Annotated in this window: 24 protein-coding genes; 7 read left to right on the forward strand and 17 right to left on the reverse strand. The window is 54.4% G+C overall.

The window, feature by feature from the left end; genetic code table 11:
• Window positions 1–187 precede the first annotated feature (187 nt).
• Both putP and ELY25_RS04510 read left to right on the forward strand, forming a co-directional pair.
• Complete coding sequence (gene putP / locus ELY25_RS04505; protein ID WP_126950084.1) at window positions 188–1,678, forward strand: sodium/proline symporter PutP; 1,491 nt, start codon at window positions 188–190, stop codon at window positions 1,676–1,678.
• A gap of 156 nt (window positions 1,679–1,834) precedes the next feature.
• Window positions 1,835–2,461, forward strand: coding sequence for an OmpW/AlkL family protein (locus tag ELY25_RS04510; RefSeq protein WP_126950085.1), 627 nt, complete (start codon window positions 1,835–1,837; stop codon window positions 2,459–2,461).
• A gap of 125 nt (window positions 2,462–2,586) precedes the next feature.
• Here ELY25_RS04510 and ELY25_RS04515 read toward each other — a convergent pair whose 3' ends face one another.
• A complete protein-coding gene (locus ELY25_RS04515; RefSeq protein ID WP_126950086.1) occupies window positions 2,587–2,919 on the reverse strand; it encodes a YqcC family protein in 333 nt (110 codons plus the stop codon).
• A 287-nt stretch (window positions 2,920–3,206) separates the two neighbouring features.
• Here ELY25_RS04515 and ELY25_RS04520 point away from each other — a divergent pair, with 287 nt between their 5' ends.
• From ELY25_RS04520 to ELY25_RS04535, 4 genes are all read left to right on the forward strand, one after another.
• Window positions 3,207–4,241: a DUF3549 family protein gene (locus tag ELY25_RS04520; RefSeq protein WP_126950087.1), complete on the forward strand. Its 1,035-nt coding sequence runs from the start codon at window positions 3,207–3,209 to the stop codon at window positions 4,239–4,241.
• 37 nt (window positions 4,242–4,278) lie between these two features.
• Entirely contained in the window at window positions 4,279–4,719 is a 441-nt protein-coding gene (locus tag ELY25_RS04525; RefSeq protein ID WP_126950088.1) for an ATP-dependent zinc protease family protein, read from the forward strand.
• Between the two features lie 40 nt (window positions 4,720–4,759).
• The gene (rimK, locus tag ELY25_RS04530) at window positions 4,760–5,668 is read left to right on the forward strand and encodes a 30S ribosomal protein S6--L-glutamate ligase (RefSeq protein ID WP_106375944.1); all 909 of its coding nucleotides are present in this window, start codon (window positions 4,760–4,762) and stop codon (window positions 5,666–5,668) included.
• Window positions 5,669–5,756: 88 nt separating this feature from the next.
• A complete protein-coding gene (locus ELY25_RS04535; RefSeq protein ID WP_126950089.1) occupies window positions 5,757–6,203 on the forward strand; it encodes a hypothetical protein in 447 nt (148 codons plus the stop codon).
• Window positions 6,204–6,206: 3 nt separating this feature from the next.
• Here the strand turns inward: ELY25_RS04535 and ELY25_RS04540 are convergent, their stop codons facing one another.
• From ELY25_RS04540 to ELY25_RS04610, 15 genes are all read right to left on the reverse strand, one after another.
• Window positions 6,207–6,926, reverse strand: a complete 720-nt coding sequence (locus ELY25_RS04540) for a SanA/YdcF family protein (protein ID WP_126950090.1) — start codon at window positions 6,924–6,926, stop codon at window positions 6,207–6,209.
• A gap of 18 nt (window positions 6,927–6,944) precedes the next feature.
• A complete protein-coding gene (gene sufT / locus ELY25_RS04545; protein WP_126950091.1) occupies window positions 6,945–7,514 on the reverse strand; it encodes a putative Fe-S cluster assembly protein SufT in 570 nt (189 codons plus the stop codon).
• Between the two features lie 8 nt (window positions 7,515–7,522).
• A complete protein-coding gene (locus ELY25_RS04550) occupies window positions 7,523–8,788 on the reverse strand; it encodes a cysteine desulfurase (protein ID WP_126950092.1) in 1,266 nt (421 codons plus the stop codon).
• Window positions 8,789–8,814: 26 nt separating this feature from the next.
• Window positions 8,815–10,158, reverse strand: a complete 1,344-nt coding sequence (gene sufD, locus ELY25_RS04555; RefSeq protein WP_126950093.1) for a Fe-S cluster assembly protein SufD — start codon at window positions 10,156–10,158, stop codon at window positions 8,815–8,817.
• The gene (sufC, locus tag ELY25_RS04560) at window positions 10,155–10,904 is read right to left on the reverse strand and encodes a Fe-S cluster assembly ATPase SufC (RefSeq protein ID WP_018917498.1); all 750 of its coding nucleotides are present in this window, start codon (window positions 10,902–10,904) and stop codon (window positions 10,155–10,157) included. Before sufC ends, sufD begins: the two co-directional genes overlap by 4 nt.
• Before the next feature lie 79 nt (window positions 10,905–10,983).
• A complete protein-coding gene (gene sufB / locus ELY25_RS04565) occupies window positions 10,984–12,426 on the reverse strand; it encodes a Fe-S cluster assembly protein SufB (protein WP_126950094.1) in 1,443 nt (480 codons plus the stop codon).
• Between the two features lie 116 nt (window positions 12,427–12,542).
• Entirely contained in the window at window positions 12,543–13,007 is a 465-nt protein-coding gene (locus ELY25_RS04570) for an SUF system Fe-S cluster assembly regulator (RefSeq protein ID WP_126950095.1), read from the reverse strand.
• 243 nt (window positions 13,008–13,250) lie between these two features.
• The gene (locus ELY25_RS04575; RefSeq protein WP_126950096.1) at window positions 13,251–13,586 is read right to left on the reverse strand and encodes a zinc ribbon domain-containing protein YjdM; all 336 of its coding nucleotides are present in this window, start codon (window positions 13,584–13,586) and stop codon (window positions 13,251–13,253) included.
• Window positions 13,587–13,663: 77 nt separating this feature from the next.
• A complete protein-coding gene (locus ELY25_RS04580) occupies window positions 13,664–14,140 on the reverse strand; it encodes a YbhB/YbcL family Raf kinase inhibitor-like protein (RefSeq protein ID WP_126950097.1) in 477 nt (158 codons plus the stop codon).
• Between the two features lie 61 nt (window positions 14,141–14,201).
• Complete coding sequence (locus ELY25_RS04585) at window positions 14,202–14,759, reverse strand: hypothetical protein (protein WP_335808158.1); 558 nt, start codon at window positions 14,757–14,759, stop codon at window positions 14,202–14,204.
• A 28-nt stretch (window positions 14,760–14,787) separates the two neighbouring features.
• A complete protein-coding gene (locus tag ELY25_RS04590) occupies window positions 14,788–15,159 on the reverse strand; it encodes a thiol-disulfide oxidoreductase DCC family protein (protein WP_126950098.1) in 372 nt (123 codons plus the stop codon).
• A 97-nt stretch (window positions 15,160–15,256) separates the two neighbouring features.
• The gene (locus tag ELY25_RS04595; protein ID WP_126950099.1) at window positions 15,257–16,558 is read right to left on the reverse strand and encodes an arsenic transporter; all 1,302 of its coding nucleotides are present in this window, start codon (window positions 16,556–16,558) and stop codon (window positions 15,257–15,259) included.
• A 13-nt stretch (window positions 16,559–16,571) separates the two neighbouring features.
• Window positions 16,572–17,300 carry an arsenical resistance protein ArsH gene (arsH, locus tag ELY25_RS04600; RefSeq protein WP_126950100.1) on the reverse strand — a complete coding sequence of 243 codons (729 nt, stop codon included), beginning with the start codon at window positions 17,298–17,300 and terminating at the stop codon, window positions 16,572–16,574.
• Window positions 17,297–17,710: an arsenate reductase (glutaredoxin) gene (arsC, locus tag ELY25_RS04605; protein ID WP_126950101.1), complete on the reverse strand. Its 414-nt coding sequence runs from the start codon at window positions 17,708–17,710 to the stop codon at window positions 17,297–17,299. Before arsC ends, arsH begins: the two co-directional genes overlap by 4 nt.
• Window positions 17,711–17,716: 6 nt before the next feature.
• Entirely contained in the window at window positions 17,717–18,052 is a 336-nt protein-coding gene (locus tag ELY25_RS04610; protein WP_236995644.1) for an ArsR/SmtB family transcription factor, read from the reverse strand.
• A gap of 169 nt (window positions 18,053–18,221) precedes the next feature.
• Here ELY25_RS04610 and ELY25_RS04615 point away from each other — a divergent pair, with 169 nt between their 5' ends.
• Window positions 18,222–18,692 carry a flavodoxin family protein gene (locus tag ELY25_RS04615; RefSeq protein ID WP_126950103.1) on the forward strand — a complete coding sequence of 157 codons (471 nt, stop codon included), beginning with the start codon at window positions 18,222–18,224 and terminating at the stop codon, window positions 18,690–18,692.
• A 50-nt stretch (window positions 18,693–18,742) separates the two neighbouring features.
• Here ELY25_RS04615 and fadA read toward each other — a convergent pair whose 3' ends face one another.
• Window positions 18,743–19,921 carry an acetyl-CoA C-acyltransferase FadA gene (gene fadA / locus ELY25_RS04620; protein ID WP_126950104.1) on the reverse strand — a complete coding sequence of 393 codons (1,179 nt, stop codon included), beginning with the start codon at window positions 19,919–19,921 and terminating at the stop codon, window positions 18,743–18,745.
• Window position 19,922 lies beyond the last annotated feature (1 nt).

Raw genomic sequence — 19,922 nt, forward strand, 5'->3', positions numbered from 1 at the left:
TAGGCATAGGGAACGATACATATAAACGCCCGAATACTCTTATTGACGACAACTTCGGCGAACGCTCGAAGCGTTATAACGCGAATAAGAAACAGGGTTAACAACAATAAGCCTGTGCACCAACAGGCTTTGCTCGGTAAGCGCCTTACCTGACAGCGCTATCCGACTTGATAAACGGGAGAATTTCATGGCTATTGGCGTTTGGATCAGCCTTCTTGCTTACTTTGCGCTCATGATTGGCATCGGCCTTTATGCTATGCGCACATCGACATCGACCTCTGAAGATTACGTACTGGGTGGCCGAACCCTGAGCCCTAAGGTAGCAGCCCTTTCGGCCGGCGCGTCAGACATGAGCGGTTGGCTGTTGCTGGGACTACCTGGCGCGATGTTCGTGTCTGGACTGGGCTCGGCCTGGATCGGTATCGGTCTGTTCGTGGGTGCCTTCTTTAACTGGCTGCTGGTCGCACCGCGCCTGCGTGAGCAGACGGTTCACTATGGCAATGCGATCACCATTCCTGCTTTTCTGGCAAACCGGTTTCCGACGCGGGCACTCTCACTGAGAACGGTATCTGCGATCGTCATCGTTATCTTCTTCGCAGTTTACACCGCCTCCGGCCTGGTGGCTGGTGGCAAGCTGTTTGAAAGTGCCTTTGCCGGCGTTCTCAACATTGGTGGCCTGAGCGATTACGGTACGGGCATCATCGTCACACTGGGTGTGGTACTTGCCTATACCGTGGTGGGCGGCTTTCTGGCCGTGAGCATGACGGACTTCGTGCAAGGCTGCATCATGATGCTGGCGTTGATCATCATGCCGGCGGTCGTACTTTTTGGTGAAGGCGGCGGTGGTTTCACTCAGGCGTCGCAGACGCTTAACGAGGTCGATCCCACCCTGCTATCGTGGACGGATGGACTGACCTTTATCGGCTGGCTCTCTGCAGTCACCTGGGGTTTAGGTTATTTCGGGCAGCCTCACATCATCGTGCGCTTTATGGCTATTCGACACCTAAAGGATGTGCCTACTGCGCGTAACATTGGTATGGGATGGATGGCTATCTCCCTGATCGGTGCGGTTTCGCTTGGCATCTTTGGGCGGGCCTACGCCATCCGTAACGGCATGGAGATTCAGGACCCGGAAACGATCTTTATTATCTTGGCAGAACTGCTGTTCCACCCGCTGATTACCGGGTTCCTGTATGCGGCTCTTCTGGCAGCGGTCATGAGTACTATTTCCAGCCAGCTACTGGTGGCATCTTCATCGCTAACCGAAGACTTCTATCGCCTGTTTTTGAACAAGCAGGCATCAGAAAAGCAGACCGTTACTGTCGGCCGTATCAGTGTTGTGCTAGTAGGTCTGGTGGCAGCCTTTATCGCCTCTGACCCCAACTCTCAGGTACTTGGCCTGGTCAGTAACGCCTGGGCAGGCTTTGGTGCGGCGTTCGGCCCGGTGATTATCCTGTCGCTGATGTGGTCGCGCACCAATGGTGCGGGCGCGATCGCAGGTATGGTCGTCGGTGCTGTCACTGTGATGGCTTGGATTGCCCTGGGCTGGAATGGCGAATTCATGGGTGGCCCCGGCGTCTATGAGATCATTCCTGGTTTCATCGCCTCCTTCATTGCCATTCTGCTGGTAAGCAGCATGACTACCGATGCGGGTGAATATCAGCATATCGAGCGATAGATGAAGAGTCAGATATGATATTTCAAGGCCACCTTCGGGTGGCCTTTTTCATGCGTTCATTGCGCTGAATCAATAATGTTCACCCGTCATGACGATACCCTTTATTCATAAGTCACTAACACTTATCGAGTAACACCAACAGCGAGGAGCAACGTCATGCGCCATCTATACCTTCCCAGCTTATTAACCATGGGGTTTGCCACAGCCACCTTTGCTGCAAGTAGTCAGGCATTTGCCTATGGCGCGGGCGACTTCTTTACCCGTATAGGGGTCGCTAAAGTGGCCCCCAAAAGCCATAACGGAGACCTTGCCGATGGCGCCTTTTCGGCCGATGTGCAGGATAAAACCGGTTTTGCCTTTACCCTTGGCTACCGTTTCCACGACAAGCTTGGGCTTGAGCTTCTCGCCGCTCGTCCGTTTGAGCACGATATTGCACTTAATGGGGATAACCTGGCGTCAACTAAGCATCTTCCCCCTACGCTGACACTACAGTATTACCCGCTGGGCGGTATCCAGTCTCGGGTGCAGCCGTATATTGGCGCAGGCATCAACTACACGCGCTTTTCAGATGAGCACCTGGCGATTGGCGAACTTGATTTGGAAAACTCCTGGGGGGCAGCAGGCCAGGTGGGCATCGACCTTCTCATAGACGGTCACTGGGCACTTAATGCGGCCGCGTGGTACCTGGATATCAATACCGATGCCACTATTAACGGTGCGGCTGCAGGCTCGGTGGACATTGACCCGATAGTAGTGATGGGCGGACTCAGCTATCGCTTTTAGTGGATGGTCAAGCGAACCGATATCCAGGTGAATGTTATCTAGATGAATGCGTGGCTAGATGAATGCGTGGCTAGATGAATCTGCCCTACCGGGCCTGACATTGCCCGGGCCCGGTAGCTTAACAACTAGTTATCCGTGACTAGCTGATCGACCTTCTCAAACGCCCTCACCACCAGAAACTGGTCGCTGGAGCGCACTTTTTCCTGGATAAGGTAGGCGGCAATTGCAGGAGCCACTTCACACTTGGCAGGCAGCGGCGCATTGGCATCAATAAGCGCATTGAGCCGGGCGACAAACACAAAGCGCACCCATTGGGGTAGCGACATGGTATCGATGCAAAAGGGCTCCTGGCTTGCAAAGGCGCTTGCCTCAGGAGTTTCGACACGCCATAAGTTGGCGGCCTTCATGGCGGCTTCAAGCTCAAGAAGCGCGGTTTGAAGCTGTTGATGGACGCTCATTAAACACCTTAATTAATCAGTAACGGTTCACCCCCTATTATCCCAACTCTATGCTCGAGTTGCTACTTATACCCAGCAATTGGCACTTACCCACCGATTCACAGAAAACCTGCAAGAGCCTGTGGATAAACTATGGAAAGGTGTCGCCAGCGCTACTCCCAGAAGGCTTCAATGAAGTTGTTCATTTTTTGATCACTCTTATAATAAAGCAACGATTTATCGGCTCTTTCGGCTGACACTGCGAAGTGGGCAAGGTAGAGTGCAGGCTTGAAATGCGGAAGGACATCATGCAACCGATTCAAACCATTGATGAGTTTTTTACACGCAGCGGCGCCGAGGTTTCGCTCTACCATATGGGGCGGCGTGTTACCCCCTGCTCACGCGAGACGCTTGCCGAGTTTGAGCAGGGCCAACGCCCATGGCCAGAACCCTGGCAAAGCCAGGCGCGCATTGCCGCCATATTCCGGTTGGGAGATATGCCAGAACCCGCCATTTGGTTTCTGGCATTGCCACTGGATGAACAAGGTATGCTCTCGCCTGCCCAGCGTGACGGCTTCTTAAATCGGCTGATAGAAACACTAGGTAGAAATGTTTCAAAAGTGGGCCACAATGCTAAAGACGTGGACCATTTTATGAAGGATAATCCGCTCGCTTTCACGCCGAGCATTACCTTCCAGGCGATGCTTAATGCTTATGCAACCCTAGAGCGTAATTTACCCGCAAGCCAGCATTTTGAACCCGTTGAAGCCTACCTGACCGGTCAGCAACAGATCGACTGGCAGGCACTGGGTTTACAGGGAATTGCTGATTTTACAGCACGTTTAGATGATGCCCTGACCGACGCCTTGATCACACGGCTTGCAACGCTACCCACTAGCGTTGTGCATTCACTCTGCTACTGTTTAGAGCATCAGCCGCTTTCAACAGCGATGGCGTTGGCGCTTCGCGACGTGGGGGAGCAGGCGGCAAGCCAGGGAGACATGGAAACGTTGTGTGCCTGCATTCGTGCAGTAGGCAGCACTAATCAGCCTGAAGTAGGCGATTGGTACACGAGTTTGTTGGCCGACCCGCATGCTAGCGGCCCGGATGTCATGGCGGCCATCGCGGGGCGAGGCTGGCTTTTACTGGAAGACGCACAGCGTTTACCACTTTTCCTGAACCGCTTGGCAGAAGATGAACGCACTAATTTTGCGGCGGTGGTTCGAGATATTGCTTTGATACCCCGCTTACGCCTGCCGGTAATGCTAGCGCTGCGGGATGCCCCGAGCGGCTCGGCCATTCAGCATCGCCTGGCGACAATGACACAAGCGACGAGCCGCTAAATAAATGGTGTTATCAACGAATTTCAAGGAGTAAGCCGTGAAGGAACTACCCTATCAGGCTAAAGCGGTTATCGGCCGCCGTGAAATGGTGACGTTGCCTGAGCTGGGCCTTCATCTATGCTGTAAGGCAGATACGGGTGCGCGAACATCAGCGTTGCACGCCGAAGAGATTGAAACCCATGAAGACGAACACGGTCAGCTGTGGGTAAGCTTTATTACGCATAGCGGTGGGCCAACGACACCGGAACACCGTCTTAAACTACACCTTCATGACCGGCGCCGGGTTACCAGTTCTAATGGACACAGCGAGTGGCGCTATGTGATCCGCACGCCGATGCAGATGGGCCAGCTGAACTTCCCTGTTGAGCTTACCCTGACGGATCGCAGTAATATGCGCCACCCCATGCTACTCGGACGCCGCGCCATGCGTCGCCTGCTGGTTGCCCCAGGCGCAGCATTCTTACATGGCGAGCCTTGACTTATTAATGATTAGCCCTTTTTTTGGCCCGGAGTCCTGAATGCACATCGCCCTACTTTCTCGTAATCGCAACTTGTACTCTACTCGTCGTCTTATTGAGGCCGCCGAGGTTCGGGGCCATACGGCACGCGTGGTCGACACGTTGCGCTGCTACATGAGCATTGCATCGCATCATCCTTCAATTCACTACAAGGGCCAGGAGATCGAACCGTTTGACGCGGTCATTCCGCGGATCGGCGCGTCGGTTACCTTCTACGGCTGCGCGGTGTTGCGCCAGTTTGAAATGATGGGTACCTATGTCATCAACGACTCGGTGGCGATCACCCGTTCACGGGACAAACTGCGCTCGCTGCAGCTTCTGTCACGCAAGGGGCTGGGGCTACCGATTACCGGTTTTGCCCACTCACCTGATGATATCCCCGACCTGATTACCATGGTGAAGGGCGCCCCGCTGGTCATTAAACTTCTGGAAGGTACGCAGGGGATTGGTGTAGTACTGGCGGAAACCAATCAAGCGGCTGAGTCGGTCATTCAGGCCTTTATGGGCATGAAAACCAACATCATGGTGCAGGAGTACATCAAGGAAGCGCGCGGTGCTGATATCCGTTGCTTTGTAATTGGTGACAAGGTCGTCGCTTCGATGAAACGCCAAGCGGCAGAAGGCGAGTTCCGCTCCAACCTGCACCGTGGCGGTACCGCCAGCGTTATCCGCATTACCCCTGAAGAACGCTCGACCGCGATTCGGGCCGCAAAAGCCATGGGGCTTAGTGTGGCGGGGGTTGATCTTCTGCGCTCCAACCATGGTCCGGTGATTATGGAAGTTAATTCTTCACCGGGTTTACAGGGTATTGAAAGCTCCACAGGCAAAGATATCGCAGGCATGATTATCGAGCATATCGAAAAGAATGCCTCGCCTGTACGCAAAGCCCCACCCAAGCCTAAAGGCTAAGGGAAAAATCAAAAAATAATCCGCATTAGGGGTGGCAAATCGTCGCTGCCACCCCCACAATCTGCGTCACCGAAGGAGGTAGACGCTCATGTTTCTCGACAATCGCCAAGTGGCGATGGACAGCGTGCTGGAAGCGCTGGCCGACAGCATTGATTATTTCCAGGATAATATCGAACGCCTGCGTCCCTCGCTGCGTGATGCATTAAAGCCGCACTATACCGCGCGCTTGAAACAGATGCGCAAACTGCAGGAGCTTGCCCGCGCGCATTTAAAGATGCTGCCACGCGATGCTGACGTTGAACGCGATGACTTTTTATGGCTTTGGAGCCGTTTGAAAAGCTTTGTAGGTAATGACAGCCAAGTATTGATTAACGAGCTGTTAGAGCAAGAGCGTGTCTTGATGCAGGCTTTATCCACCCTGTTTACTCATCCCTTGCCCGATCCTATCGAGCCGGTTGTGGATGAGTGCATGCAGGGCTGTCGCAAACTGATACGTGAGCTTTACGACTTGCAGAAACGTAAAGCACGGCGTTAATGGCTATTGAACGTCTGCCTCTAGAAAATACAGCGTCGGTGCGTGGTTTGGCTCGGCGTTTTTAAGGTCGATAGGCTCTGCCGGACCTAAGAAGTAAGGCTTCCTGGCCCACACGTAAATATCTCCCAACGTCGCCACCCGGGCCACCCATTCACGCATCCGTAAACGCCATTCACCGGCCGCTGGTTTATCTTCTGCCACACAGCCGGTCACATCCATGCCCAGCGAACGGCCAATAAAAATGGCCCGTGGCAGATGCCAGCTTTGAGTTACCAGTAGGGCTTGCTCAAGCTGAAAAACATCCCGGGCACGCACCAGCGTGTCATAGGTACTAAACCCTGCAAAATCCATGGTGAGTTGCTCAGCAGGCACGCCGCGCCGATGCAGGTCGCGCCACATGGCGCGTGGTTCGTTATACGCCTGAGTACGGTTATCGCCTGAGAGCAGTAGATGTAACACGCGTTGCTCAGCAACAAGTGTGGCGGACGTTCGCATGCGAGCATGAAAATGCGGATTGCGTAATCCACTGCGCGTCCAATGGGAAGTACCAAAGACAATACCCACATCGGCGGACCGACACTCAAGCACCTGCTTATCAATATAACGCGCTGTTGTGGTAAGCACCCATACATTGCCGACCAAAAACAACAATGCCGCCAGCAGCAGCAAGGCTCCTAGCGACATCAGCAGGCGTTTTACCCATCTTAACAGCACGCTGTGCATCGTTTAGCTCAACAGCGCTTAAAACATGCCGAGCTCAAGCTTTGCCTCATCGCTCATCATGTCGCGGCTCCAGGGTGGGCTGAAAACAATTTCGGTATGCACTTTATTGATTTGTGGCGCCCCCAGGATCTTATTGCGCGCATCAGCGGCAATCACATCGCCCATACCGCAACCCGGTGCGGTTAGGGTCATGCGAATCGTCACCATTCGCTCTCCGGTAATCAACCGCTCAATGCGGCATCCGTAGACCAGCCCTAAATCCACAATATTGACAGGAATTTCCGGGTCGAAGCAGGTGCGTAGCTGATCCCACACAAACTGCTCTATTTCCTCTTCGCTTGCGCTTTCATGCAAGGTTGGACGTGGTAGCGACTCCAGCCCCAAAGCATCCAGGTTACGCCCTTCTACAAGATAAAGGCGCCCTTCATAACCGACGCTGACCGAGCTGCCCTTGGCCTGCATAACGCTCACTACGCTATCTTCCGCCAGGGTTTCCGTTTTGCCAAACGGAATCGCAATCGCCTCCACATCGCGTTGAAGCGGCAATTTCTGGCCTCGCTCGAGGCTTGCGATTTGCTCGATATTCATAGGTTTCCTTAACGCACCATACCAATGACGCGATTGAGAGCGGCCACAAAGGTGTCTACTTCATCCAGGGTATTATACGCGGCAAATGATGCACGGCACGTAGCATCCACCCCAAAATGATGCAGCAGCGGTTGAGCGCAGTGATGCCCGGTCCGAATCGCCACGCCAAGCTGGTCAATTAGCAGGCCAATATCCTGCGAGTGTGCCCCATCGACAACGAACGAAAGCACACCAGCCTTGTTAGGTGCCGTCCCCAGGATACGCAACCCGTCGATAGAGGAAACCGCCTGCGTCGCGTGCTGCAGCAATACGTTTTCCCACTCGCCAATCGCCGCGATACCCACGCTTTCGACCCACTCCAAGGCGCGCCCCAGAGCAATCACTTCGGCAATGGCAGGCGTGCCCGCTTCAAACTTGTGCGGAATGCCGGCGAAGGTGGTACCTGTATCAAACGAGACGGTCTTGATCATCTCGCCCCCACCCTGCCAAGGTGGCATGGCTTCAAGCAACGCCTTTTTACCATACAGCACGCCAACGCCTGTCGGACCATAAACCTTATGCCCTGAAAAGGCATAAAAGTCAGCATCGATATCCTGAACATCTACCGCTTGATGGGGCGTAGCCTGGGCCCCGTCCACCAGAATGAGCGCGCCTTGCTGATGCGCGAGCGCCGCCATCTCTTTTACCGGGTTGATAGTACCCAGTGCATTTGAGACATGATTAACAGCTACCAGCTTGGTACGTTCGCTAAGCAGCTCACGATACGCCTGCATATCCAGCGCGCCAGTCTCATCAACCGGAATCACCTTGATGGTGAAACCTCGTTCGGCTGCCAGAAGCTGCCACGGCACAATATTGGAGTGATGTTCAAGCAGCGAGACCAGGACTTCATCACCCTCGTTGAGGTTAGTGCGCCCCCAAGTTTGGGCCACCAGGTTGATCGCCTCAGTGGTGCCGCGGGTAAATATGATCTGCCGCGGATCTTCTGCATTTAGAAACGCCTTGACCCGCTGGCGTGTGCCCTCGAAAGCCGCCGTCGCCTCATCGGCCAGCGTATGCAGGCCGCGGTGAATATTGGCATTGTAGCGAGAGAAGTAAGCGCTAAATACGTCTATCACCTGTTGCGGCGTCTGGCTGGTGGCCGCGTTATCCAGATAAACAAGCGGCTTGCCGTGAACTTCCCGGTCAAGTATCGGGAAGTCCTGACGTAGCGCCAGCACGTCATAGGGCGGCTGAGCGAACCCAGTGGCATTATCAAGGGCAATTGACGACATTCATCACTCCTTTACAGACGTTGTGCCTAGTCGTTGAGCGCGACGGCAGTTTCCACCAGCCCAGCCAGGTTGAAACGCTCGGGAAGCTTGCCGGCAACCGCCAACTCTACACGCTCGGCAATGGCATCCAGCGTCACCTTTTCCAGCACTTCGCCAGCAAACGCCAAGGTCAGCAACCCACGCGCCGTGGCTTCATCAATACCCCGGGTACGCAGCGCGTAGATCGCTTCTTCGTCCAGCTGGCCGGTAGTAGTGCCGTGCGAGCACTTGACGTCATCGGCGTAGATCTCAAGCTCAGGCTTGGCATCAATCTGGGCGCGGTCAGACAGCAGCAGGTTCTGGTTACTCTGAAAACCTTCAATCTTCTGGCTGTCGCGCTTAACGTACACCTTGCCGTTGAACACGCCGTGGGCGCGGTCGTCCAGAATGCCCTTGTAGTTCTCGTTGGAGAACGTTAGCGGCGCGTTGTGATTAACCTTGGTGTGGTTATCCACATGCTGGCGACCTTGACCGAAGAAAAGACCCAAGAAGTTGGTTTCGGCGCCCTGACCGTTAAGATCACTGATCAGGTCGTTGCGCACCAACGCTCCACCCAGATTCAAGTTATAGGAGGTATAGCGCGTGTCACGGCCCTGCTCGACGTGCATGCTAGCCACGTGCATGTCGAGCAGCGGTGCTTCCTGCAGCTTGTAGTGATTAAGGATAGCGCCGCGATCCAGCATGAACTCACCAACCACATTGGTGAAGTTGGCTGCATCCTGGTCACCGCAGTAGTGCTCGATCAAGGTAGCTTCACTGCGCCCGCCAGCCTCGACCAGGATACGCGGGTGGCTCATCACCGGCGTGCCGTTGGCCCGAGAGAGAAACTGCAGCAGGATGGGCTTTTCGACCACCGTACCTGGGGCGATACGTACCACGGCGCCCTCTTCCATAAAGGCAGTGTTAAGCGCTGCGAAAGCGGAGAAATCAACACCGGTCAGGCGCCCGAGCGGCCCACCTACCGCTTCGTGATTTTCGCTAAGCGCCTTGGAAAGCGGCAGCACGTGCACAGTTTCAGGCAGCGCATCCACGTCCGAAAGCGCAGGCGCATATACGCCGTCCACAAACGTCAGCCGGTACGCATCAACCGGCAGCGTCAGCGCGGCGGCCTGGGCCGGCGAGAAATCCGCATTATCGGTCAACGCGAAGTTACCTTGAGCGATGCTGCGCACGTCGGTGTATTTCCACTCTTCATCGCGGCGGGTCGGGAAACCCAGCGCTTCAAAGCGCGCTGCACCCGCCTGACGGCGCGCGGCGATCCAGGAAGGCTCCGTTTCGCGCTGCTGGCTACGCGTTTTCAGCGTGTCCAAAAAGGTTTGCGTATCGCTCATGCCGCAGACTCCTCGATACCTTCGTATCCGTTGGCCTCAAGCTGCTTGGCAAGCTCGGCATCACCCGTTTTAACGATTCGACCATCCACCAGGACGTGGACTTTGTCTGGCACGATATAATCAAGCAGGCGCTGGTAGTGAGTTACCAGCAGAATTGCCCGCTCTTCAGCGCGCAGGCTGTTGACACCGTCGGCCACCACTTTCATGGCATCGATATCAAGCCCTGAATCGATTTCATCCAGCATGGCGAGTTTGGGCTGAAGCACCAGCATCTGCAGGATCTCGTTGCGCTTTTTTTCGCCGCCGGAGAACCCTTCGTTAACGGCACGCTGCAGGAAGCTGGCGTCCATTTTCATGAAGCCGAGCTTCTCTTTTACCAGCTTCATGAACTCAGGCGCCGGCATGTCCTCAAGGCCACGAGCTTTACGCTGAGCGTTAAGCGCAGACTTCAGAAGGTAGATGTTCTTGACCCCCGGGATTTCGACAGGGTACTGAAAACCCAGCAGCAGGCCCGCCTGGGCGCGCTCTTCGATTTCCATTTCGAGTACGTCTTTGCCTTCAAAAGTGATACTACCCTGGGTGACTTCATAGCCATCTTTACCGGCAATCACCGCTGACAGGGTGGATTTACCCGCGCCGTTAGGACCCATAATGGCGTGCACTTCGCCTGCATTGATGGTCAGGGTCAGGCCCTTGAGGATTTCTTTATCTTCAACGGTGACGTGTAAGTCAGTAACTTGCAGCATAATCTTAAACCTTCTAATTCTGGCGAGTCGCTGGCGCGACGCGTATCAAAGTAATTTGTACGGCAAACCGGCTAAACGATTAGCCCACCGCGCCTTCCAACGTCACGTTCAAGAGCGCTTCCGCTTCTACCGCGAACTCCATCGGCAGCTCTTGGAAGACGTCTTTACAAAAACCGTTCACGATCATGCTGACCGCGTCTTCTTCAGAAATACCACGGCTACGGCAGTAGAACAGCTGGTCTTCACCAATTTTTGAGGTGGTGGCTTCGTGTTCAATAGTGGCCGTACTGTTGCCAATTTCCTGATAAGGGAAAGTATGCGCGCCACACTTGTCACCAATCAGCAGCGAATCACACTGGGTGAAGTTACGTGCGCCTTTGGCACGCGGGCCAATTTTTACCAGGCCGCGATAGGATTGATCACTTTTACCTGCCGAAATACCTTTGGCCACGATATAAGAACGCGTGCCTTCACCGATGTGAATCATCTTGGTGCCGGTGTCTGCCTGCTGGCGGCCGTTGGTCACGGCAACGGAGTAGAATTCACCGATACTGTCTTTACCGCGCAGCACACAAGAAGGGTATTTCCAGGTAATGGCTGAACCGGTTTCCACTTGAGTCCAGCTGATGCGCGAGCGCTCACCGCGGCAGTCACCACGCTTGGTCACAAAGTTGTAGATACCGCCCTTGCCGTCTTCATCACCGGGGTACCAGTTCTGTACGGTGGAGTACTTGATGTACGCATCGTCTAAGGCAACGAGCTCAACAACCGCCGCGTGCAACTGGTTCTCATCGCGCATTGGTGCTGTACAGCCCTCCAGGTAGGAGACCTGAGCGCGGCTTTCGCAGATAACCAGCGTGCGCTCAAATTGACCGGTATTGGCGGCGTTGATACGGAAGTAAGTGGATAGTTCCATCGGGCAGGTAACGCCTTCTGGTACAAACACGAACGAACCGTCGGTGAACACCGCCGAGTTAAGCGCGGCAAAATAGTTGTCCGCCACCGGCACTACGGTGCCCAGGTACTGTTTGATCAGATCGGGGTAGTCACGGATCGCTTCAGAAATGGAGCAGAAGATAACCCCGGCTTCGGCCAGTTCTTTCTTGAACGTGGTGGTGACGGATACCGAGTCAAATACGGCATCAACGGCCACACCGGCAAGCGCTGCACGTTCATGTAGCGGAATGCCCAGCTTTTCGTAGGTTTCCAGAAGCTTGGGGTCAACTTCATCCAGGCTTTGTGGGCCATCCTCCGGGCGCTTGGGGGCGCTGAAGTAGGAAATAGCCTGATAATCGATCGGCGGGTAATCCAGGTGCGCCCAGGAAGGCTCTTTCATGTTCAGCCACTGCCGGTAAGCGTCAAGGCGCCACTCAAGCATCCACTCTGGCTCGCCTTTCTTCTTGGAGATAAAGGCAATGGTATCTTCATCCAGGCCAGGAGGAAGAGTGTCGCTTTCGATATCGGTTACAAAGCCATCTTTGTATTCGCGACGAACCAACTGTTCCATTTCTTCAGTTGCCATGGTGTTACCCTCCGGGCAGTTGGTGGCGAGGTTTCCTCGCCGTCAATAAGGATAAATTGCCTACTCGTTTTCGATCTGCGTATTCAAGGTCCAGACTTTCAAGGTCTAGTTAAGATCTAGGCAGACACAGCCGACAGGCTGATACTTTGAATCGGTAATTGCACAGGCAGCTTGAGGGGCGAGGACGCCGCCAAGTGGGCCAGCGTCACGCTTTCCAGCAGCGTTCGAATAGCAAGCGACACGCGCTGCCAGTTATCCGCCACCCCGCAGGTGGCCGCCAACTCACACTCACCCTGCGCCTGGCTGCACTCGGTCATCGCTACTGGCCCTTCGATAGCCGAAATAATATCGGCCGCCGTAATCTGGGAGGCGGGTCTGGCGAGACGATAACCGCCCTGAGCGCCGCGCTGGGATGCCAGAAGCCCTGCCCTCACCAGCATTTTAAGTGTCTTGCTAACCGTGGGATGCGGCAACTGCACGGCTTCAGCGAGATCAGCCGCAGCGTGCGAAGCCTGCGGATGACGCGCAATCTGCGCCATTACCACAGCGGCGTAATCCGTCAGCCGAGAAAGCTTTAGCATATCGACTCCCATTGATTAGTCAGCCAGCAAACTGGTGTGCGTATTAATTGGGTACCATTTTAGTCCTGTATAAAATTGATGTGAAGCCCTAACGTACAATCATTGGCAAATTAGCCTAATTCTTAGCACGTTCGATGCAGATGGCATCAAAAACATCAATCATTATCATTTAAAAATTCAATTGGCCTATCGCAATAAAAAAAGCCTACCCACTGTGGGATAGGCTCTATAGTCAGAAAGCCATTACGCCTTCTTTACAAACTCTGATTTGAGCTTCATGGGACCAATGCCGTCGACCTTGCAATCGATATCGTGGTCACCATCGACAAGACGAATATTCTTTACCTTGGTACCTACCTTCACTACTAGGGAGCTGCCCTTTACCTTTAGGTCCTTGATAACAGTGACGCTGTCGCCGTCAAAAAGTGGATTGCCGTTAGCATCACGTACGCTTGGCGCGTCATCAGCGGCATCGGCTGTCTTTGACCACTCATGGCCACACTCCGGGCACACGTACTGCAGACCGTCATCGTACGTAAAGGTTGAGGCGCAGGAAGGACAATTAGGCAGTTCGTTCATGGGCGGCTCCATCGCGGGCAATAAGAAAGCGATGGAGCCTACACGGAATGGGCAAAATGCTCCAGCCTGAGAGGCTATCAGTCCCGCTGGTAGGTGCCCACCAGGCGGTCAATGCCTAATAGATGCGGCTCCACTTCTTTCAATAGCTCGGCGACGCTTAGCCCTTCGGGCAATGCCGTTTGGTGAGCCAGCGCCAGCACCAGAAAGTAGTAAAGATGCTTGCCGTGCCCTTGTGGGGGCATCGGGCCGCCGTAACCAGGCTTATCAAAGTCATTGAGGCCGGATGTGCCCATAGGCGTATTCTCATCCAGCCCGCCAATATCGCCAGGTAGGTTATAAAGCGTCCAGTGAATAAACCCATAGCTGCCGTCTTTAACCAGCGGTGCATCGGGGTCATGACAGATAACTGCAAAGCCCTTGGTGCCTTCAGGCACGTTATGCCAGGCAAGCGGAGGGGATACATCATCACCCTCGCCTGTATAGCGGGCCGGAATCGCTTCGTGCTGTGCAAAAGCCGTACTGGTAACTTGCATGGATGATAGTGCGAATGCCATGTATTTCTCCTTGGGTTAGCCAATCACTCGTTCTACAGAGTGGTATGAAACAGCCAGGGCATCAACGCTGATTCAGATAGCCCGCATTTTGCTGCCACCACTGCTGGGCGATCTGCACATTTTCGGCGTTGCCTGATGGCTCCAGAACGGTAGGCAATTTTACGTAGTCGCCCCCTGTTCTTGCCATCAAAAGCGGGTCTTGGGTGGCCAGCTGGAGCGCATAGAGCACCAACATTTGCTCGTACTCATCCGAGGCATGCAGTTGGGAAAATAATAAGGGTACCGCCGGAAGGCCAATCTCCCCTAACCGTTCAGCGGCGATATACCAGATACGCGGATTATCGCGATCGCCATAGGTGGAAACAAAGCGGCGATCCGCCAGCCGGCTTACATAATAGGAAGCTTCCTCTTCCGGGCTTACAAATAGTGGTGGCTTCCAGTCAGTGGCCGACCCCGTAACAGGATAGCTGACAGACGCGGCGGCAGGCACTGGCTGTGAAGTTGGCACATCAACCGCATTGGATGTAGCTGGCGAAGCGGCGCGCTGATTTCCTGCACATCCGGCTAAAGCCAAGCTCCCCAATAGTAGGACATACAACACTTTCTGCTGCATATTCATGTTCCCTTTGCACTCCCTATGCACTTTTTCAAGACCAACGGCCCTGCTGCTTTAAACGTCGTTTTACCCAGCTGTCATAAAGCACCCGAAGCCCTGGTTTGATGAGGGGCAGACCAATTAACCAGGCAAGGGGGCGTAAGAGTAAAACACGCGCCATCAGCACGCGGTAGGCGTCGACTCCTTCGATGATATGCCCATCGGCCTGCTCGATATGCAGCGATTTCAATGCCGCTTCAGGCGCTATTCCCTTGGCGCGTAATGCATCCTCATACTCACCGACATCGCACCAGTGAATATCACGTGCGCTCTCCCCTGCCCAGCGCTCATAGCGCCGCCGGTCCTTCCGGCAACTGGGGCAAACCGCATCGTAATATACATTGATAAAAGCGTGCTTGGGCATATGGGCTCAGGGTAATTTTTACCGGTTAAGTGTGGCACTTCTCCTGCACGACGCAAACCACCATGACACGCTTCATTTCAGTGACGGTTAAGCTTGGTTAAAGCATTGGCAGCCAGAAAGCCAAAGCGATCAAGGTCGCGAGCAGTACCGGTGGCGTAATTACCAAGCCGATTTTCATGTATTGGCCCCAGCCAATCTTGTACCCCTTGCCCGCCAGCACGTGCAGCCAAAGAAGCGTGGCAAGACTGCCGATCGGCGTGAACTTGGGCCCCAGATCGTTACCAATGACATTGGCATAGATCATCAGCTCTTGAGTTGCCGCGGGTACCTGCGCCTGGTCGATCGCCAGCGCGCCGACCAGCGTTGAGGGCATATTGTTCATGACAGAGGCCACGATTGCCGAAAGAAAGCCGGTGCCCAGGGTCGCAACAACGTCACCCTGTTGCGCTAGCCATTCAAGCGCCAGAGCGCCGTAATGGGTCAGTCCCGCATTGCCAAGCCCGTAAACGACGAGGTACATACCAATCGAGAACAGCACGATCTGCCAAGGTGCACCGCGCAGCGCGCCCGTTACAGAGACGACGGCGCCACGCCCTTGTTGCCACCATCGCCCTGCAATGACCATCAAAAGAACCGCTGCGGCTCCTGTCACAAAGGCGATAGGAATACCTAGCGGCGCCGTCACGAAATAAGCAACAAGTAGTGTCGCAAGCAAAGGAAAAGCCGCTTTGAATACCAACGGGTCCTTAACGGCCAAGCGCGGTTCGTCTAGATTCTCAACGGGATAGTGTTTAGGGATTCGACGACCAAAGACAATCCACAGCACGCCAAGCGTTGCCGCCAGAGAAACCAGGTTCACCGGTACCATGACCGCTGCATAGCGATCAAAACTGATATTGAAATAGTTGGCACTGACGATATTGACGAGGTTGGAAATTACCAGCGGTAGACTGGTGGTATCGGCGACAAACCCCGTCGCGATGATAAAGGCTAACGCCGCTGGCGGTTCAAAGTTCAGGCGTAGCAGAATGGCGATAACAATCGGAGTCAGCAGTAACGCCGCGCCATCGTTGGCAAAGAACGCAGCAATCACAGCACCCAATATCACGATCAGAGGGAAAAGCAGGTGCCCTCGCCCATTCCCCCAGCGCGCCACATGGAGCGCCGCCCAGGCGAAGAACCCCGCCTCATCTAAAATCAGCGAAATGATGATCAGCGCGACGAACGTGAAGGTGGCATCCCAGACAATATCCCACACCACGACAACATCGGATAAATGCACCACCCCCATTAGCAGTGCCACTAGAGCACCGCCCAGCGCGCTCCAACCGATACCCAATCCTCTTGGCTGCCATATCACCAGAACCAGAGTGACGACAAAAATAGCCAGTGCCAACATGAAAGGTCCTTAGTCAGTGAGTGGTTTGGTTAACGCGACGAGAGAGTTCTTCTGCACTTTCAACACGCTCTGAATAGCGATCGGTAAGATAGGCAGACCTGCCCCGCGTCAGCCATGTGAACTTCACTAGCTCTTCGCAAACATCGACGATACGCATATAAAGCGGGGAAAGCTTCATACGCCCGACGTCGTCAAATTCGGTGAACGCTTTGGGTACGGAAGACTGGTTGGGGATAGTGACCATCCGCATCCAACGCCCTAGAATTCGCATCTGGTTGACGGCATTAAAGCTCTGGCTTCCGCCGGAAACTTCTATCACTGCCAGAGTTTTACCCTGAGTAGGCCGAACGCCGCCCAGCGATAGAGGTATCCAATCGATTTGCGTCTTCATGATGCCCGTCATTGCACCATGGCGTTCGGGACTGACCCAGAGCATGCCCTCAGACCATTGGGCAAGCTCGCGCAGTTCTTGTACTTTCGGGTGGTCAGTGTCCGCGTCGTCTGGCAACGGCAAACCCGACGGATTAAAGGTACGTACTTCGCAGCCGTACCAGCGCAGCAACCTCATCGCTTCTTCGGATGCCAAGCGTGAAAAAGAGCGTTCGCGCAGAGAGCCGTAAAGCACCAGAATTCTGGGTGGATGGCGCGGCGCGTCAGACCCCGCTAAGGCATCTACGTCGATCGGCTGCAGCTTCTGCGGGTCAATATTAGGCAGATCGTCGAAGCTGACAGGCTCACTCATTGGTGACCTCCATCGACGCGCACAACGTCACCGTCCTCTTTGGTAAACGTGGTTATCGGGTTGGTCAACAAATCAAGCACGCACTCCGAAGGCCGGCACAGTCGTGCGCCTTTTTTGGTTATCACGATCGGCCGGTTAATCAGAATCGGGTGTTCTATCATGGCATCAATCAGTTGATCATCGTTTAGCGTCGGGTCGTCGAGATTGAGTTCTTCAAAGGGGGTGCCCTTACGACGCAAGAGCTCACGCGGGGTAATCGCCATCATCGAAAGCAGCTCGATCAGCCGTTCGCGACTGGGCGGTGTCTTGAGGTACTCGATTACTTCGGGCGCCTCACCTGAGGCTTCGATCATGGCAAGCGTATTACGCGAGGTACCGCACGCGGGGTTGTGATAAATGGTCGTTTTCAAGGGCTCTCACTCCTTATCGTCATGGGTGCAACATTCATCGAATGCCGTCAAGAACGGCTTGCACACTTCTGGATGACCCGCACAGCAATCACGAACCAGGAAGTTCAGCATTTGTTGCATGTGTCCCAGACTGGCACGATAGATAATTGAACGGCCCTGCCTGCGTGATACGAGCCATCCTGCCCGCGCCAGCACCGAAAGATGTGCCGACATCGTGTTATGTGGCACCGCTAACTGGCGCGCAATTTCACCCGCAGGAAGGCCCTCGGGTTCATGGCGTATGAGCAGTCGAAACGCTTCAAGGCGCGTCTCTTGAGACAGCGCGGCAAAACTGTCAGTCACGTTTTTAATTTCCATATATCCAGAATAATGGACATATTTATATATAACAATTTTTTTCTGCGCGTTATTGGAAACGCTAAATTAAAGCCTGCTCAACTCCCACTTCTTAACGCTACTTGCCGCGTATTAAGCAGTAACGTCATCAATGCCTCATTAGCTGGAGACCGATATGACCGAAAGTAAAAAACTGCTGATCATTGCTCACGCGCCTTCTGAGAATACCCAAAAGATGTGGAAGGCCGTCATGGATGGCGCGTCTAATTCCGATATAGAGAATGTGCAAGTGCAGTCGCTTCCTCCACTTCAAACACAACCCGAAGACATTATTGCAGCCGATGCGATCATTCTGGGTACAACCGAAAATTTGGGCTATATGGCGGGCTTGATGAAGGACGTATTTGATCGGTGCTACTACCCATGTCTGGATAAGACCGAGGGGCTGCCGTTCGCCTTTTATATTCGGGCTGGCCATGACGGTACAGGCACCCGCCGAGCGATTGAGAGCATTACCAAGGGGTTGCGCTGGCGGTTGGTGCAAGACCCGCTGATTTGTCGGGGAGACTTTCAAGCGGCGTTTCTTGATCATTGCGAGGAGCTGGGATTAGCCATGGCGGCCAGCCTGGAAGCAGGTATTATCTGAGCGAACTATTCGAAAAAAACGGCGCCCAAAGGCGCCGTTTGGAGGCGTGCTTACTTCAAACGCTCAAACACGGTCGCGACCCCCTGCCCCATGCCGATACACATGGTAGCGAGACCCAGCGTAGTATCGCGCTGCTGCATGACGTTCAGCAGCGTGGTGCAGATACGCGAGCCTGAGCAGCCCAACGGGTGACCCAGCGCGATCGCGCCGCCGTGCAAGTTGACCTTTTCGTCCATGGCATCCAGGAATCCCAAGTCTTTGAGTACCGGCAAGCTTTGCGCTGCAAAGGCTTCATTGAGTTCTACGGTTTGAATATCATTAGACGAAAGGCCAGCGACTTTCAGCGCCTTTTTAGAGGCAGGCACCGGGCCATAGCCCATAATCGAGGCGTCACAACCCGCCACACCGGTGGAAAGCACTTTTGCAATAGGCGATAAGCCTAACGCCTGAGCACGCTCGTAGCTCATTACCGCCATGGCCGAAGCACCCACTGAAAGCGCTGACGACGTACCCGCCGAGACGGTACCACTACGTGGATCAAACACCGGCTTAAGCTGGGCCATGGACTCAAAACTTGCATCGGACCGGATCACTTCGTCATTTTTGACCAGCACTTTAAACCCACGCTGGTCATGACCTTCAATGCCAATAATCTCGTTATCGAAGCAACCTTTCTCCATGGCCGCTTGAGCACGCTGGTGAGAGCGCACGCCAAACTTGTCCTGATCCTCCCGCGTGATGCCGTGCATTTTACCCAGCAACTCAGCGGTCAGGCCCATCATCATGGATGCTTTAGCGGCGTATTTACTGATCGCCGGGTTCACATCGACCCCGTGCGCCATGGGCACGTGCTCCATGTGCTCAACACCACCAATGATATAGAAATCGCCCATCCCCGCCTTGATATTGGCGGCCGCAATATGCAGAGCGGTCATTGACGAACCGCACAGACGGTTAACCGTTTGCGCAGGTACCGAGCGGGGAATACCGGTCATGATTGCCGCGTTGCGAGCAATATTCATGGCCTGCTCAAGGGTCTGATTAACACAGCCCCAGATCACATCATCTACTTCAGTGGGGTCCAGATTGGGATTACGGTTGAACAGCGCCTGCATGACCGCAGCGGACAGGTTTTCTGCACGCACGTTGCGAAATGCGCCGTTCTTGGCCTTTGCCATGGCGGTACGTACACCGTCGACCACCACGATATCTCGGGAATTCAAACTCATC

The sequence above is a fragment of the Vreelandella populi genome (genome assembly GCF_003989825.1).
Taxonomy (GTDB): domain Bacteria; phylum Pseudomonadota; class Gammaproteobacteria; order Pseudomonadales; family Halomonadaceae; genus Vreelandella; species Vreelandella populi.

What these genes read in the sequence shown, in the direction of transcription:
- putP (WP_126950084.1), top strand. Translation starts at nt 188, where the DNA reads ATGGCTATTGGCGTTTGGATCAGCCTTCTTGCTTACTTTGCGCTCATG.
- ELY25_RS04510 (WP_126950085.1), top strand. Translation starts at nt 1,835, where the DNA reads ATGCGCCATCTATACCTTCCCAGCTTATTAACCATGGGGTTTGCCACA.
- ELY25_RS04515 (WP_126950086.1), bottom strand. Translation starts at nt 2,919, where the DNA reads ATGAGCGTCCATCAACAGCTTCAAACCGCGCTTCTTGAGCTTGAAGCC.
- ELY25_RS04520 (WP_126950087.1), top strand. Translation starts at nt 3,207, where the DNA reads ATGCAACCGATTCAAACCATTGATGAGTTTTTTACACGCAGCGGCGCC.
- rimK (WP_106375944.1), top strand. Translation starts at nt 4,760, where the DNA reads ATGCACATCGCCCTACTTTCTCGTAATCGCAACTTGTACTCTACTCGT.
- ELY25_RS04535 (WP_126950089.1), top strand. Translation starts at nt 5,757, where the DNA reads ATGTTTCTCGACAATCGCCAAGTGGCGATGGACAGCGTGCTGGAAGCG.
- ELY25_RS04540 (WP_126950090.1), bottom strand. Translation starts at nt 6,926, where the DNA reads ATGCACAGCGTGCTGTTAAGATGGGTAAAACGCCTGCTGATGTCGCTA.
- sufT (WP_126950091.1), bottom strand. Translation starts at nt 7,514, where the DNA reads ATGAATATCGAGCAAATCGCAAGCCTCGAGCGAGGCCAGAAATTGCCG.
- ELY25_RS04550 (WP_126950092.1), bottom strand. Translation starts at nt 8,788, where the DNA reads ATGTCGTCAATTGCCCTTGATAATGCCACTGGGTTCGCTCAGCCGCCC.
- sufD (WP_126950093.1), bottom strand. Translation starts at nt 10,158, where the DNA reads ATGAGCGATACGCAAACCTTTTTGGACACGCTGAAAACGCGTAGCCAG.
- sufC (WP_018917498.1), bottom strand. Translation starts at nt 10,904, where the DNA reads ATGCTGCAAGTTACTGACTTACACGTCACCGTTGAAGATAAAGAAATC.
- sufB (WP_126950094.1), bottom strand. Translation starts at nt 12,426, where the DNA reads ATGGCAACTGAAGAAATGGAACAGTTGGTTCGTCGCGAATACAAAGAT.
- ELY25_RS04570 (WP_126950095.1), bottom strand. Translation starts at nt 13,007, where the DNA reads ATGCTAAAGCTTTCTCGGCTGACGGATTACGCCGCTGTGGTAATGGCG.
- ELY25_RS04575 (WP_126950096.1), bottom strand. Translation starts at nt 13,586, where the DNA reads ATGAACGAACTGCCTAATTGTCCTTCCTGCGCCTCAACCTTTACGTAC.
- ELY25_RS04580 (WP_126950097.1), bottom strand. Translation starts at nt 14,140, where the DNA reads ATGGCATTCGCACTATCATCCATGCAAGTTACCAGTACGGCTTTTGCA.
- ELY25_RS04585 (WP_335808158.1), bottom strand. Translation starts at nt 14,759, where the DNA reads ATGAATATGCAGCAGAAAGTGTTGTATGTCCTACTATTGGGGAGCTTG.
- ELY25_RS04590 (WP_126950098.1), bottom strand. Translation starts at nt 15,159, where the DNA reads ATGCCCAAGCACGCTTTTATCAATGTATATTACGATGCGGTTTGCCCC.
- ELY25_RS04595 (WP_126950099.1), bottom strand. Translation starts at nt 16,558, where the DNA reads ATGTTGGCACTGGCTATTTTTGTCGTCACTCTGGTTCTGGTGATATGG.
- arsH (WP_126950100.1), bottom strand. Translation starts at nt 17,300, where the DNA reads ATGAGTGAGCCTGTCAGCTTCGACGATCTGCCTAATATTGACCCGCAG.
- ELY25_RS04615 (WP_126950103.1), top strand. Translation starts at nt 18,222, where the DNA reads ATGACCGAAAGTAAAAAACTGCTGATCATTGCTCACGCGCCTTCTGAG.
- fadA (WP_126950104.1), bottom strand. Translation starts at nt 19,921, where the DNA reads ATGAGTTTGAATTCCCGAGATATCGTGGTGGTCGACGGTGTACGTACC.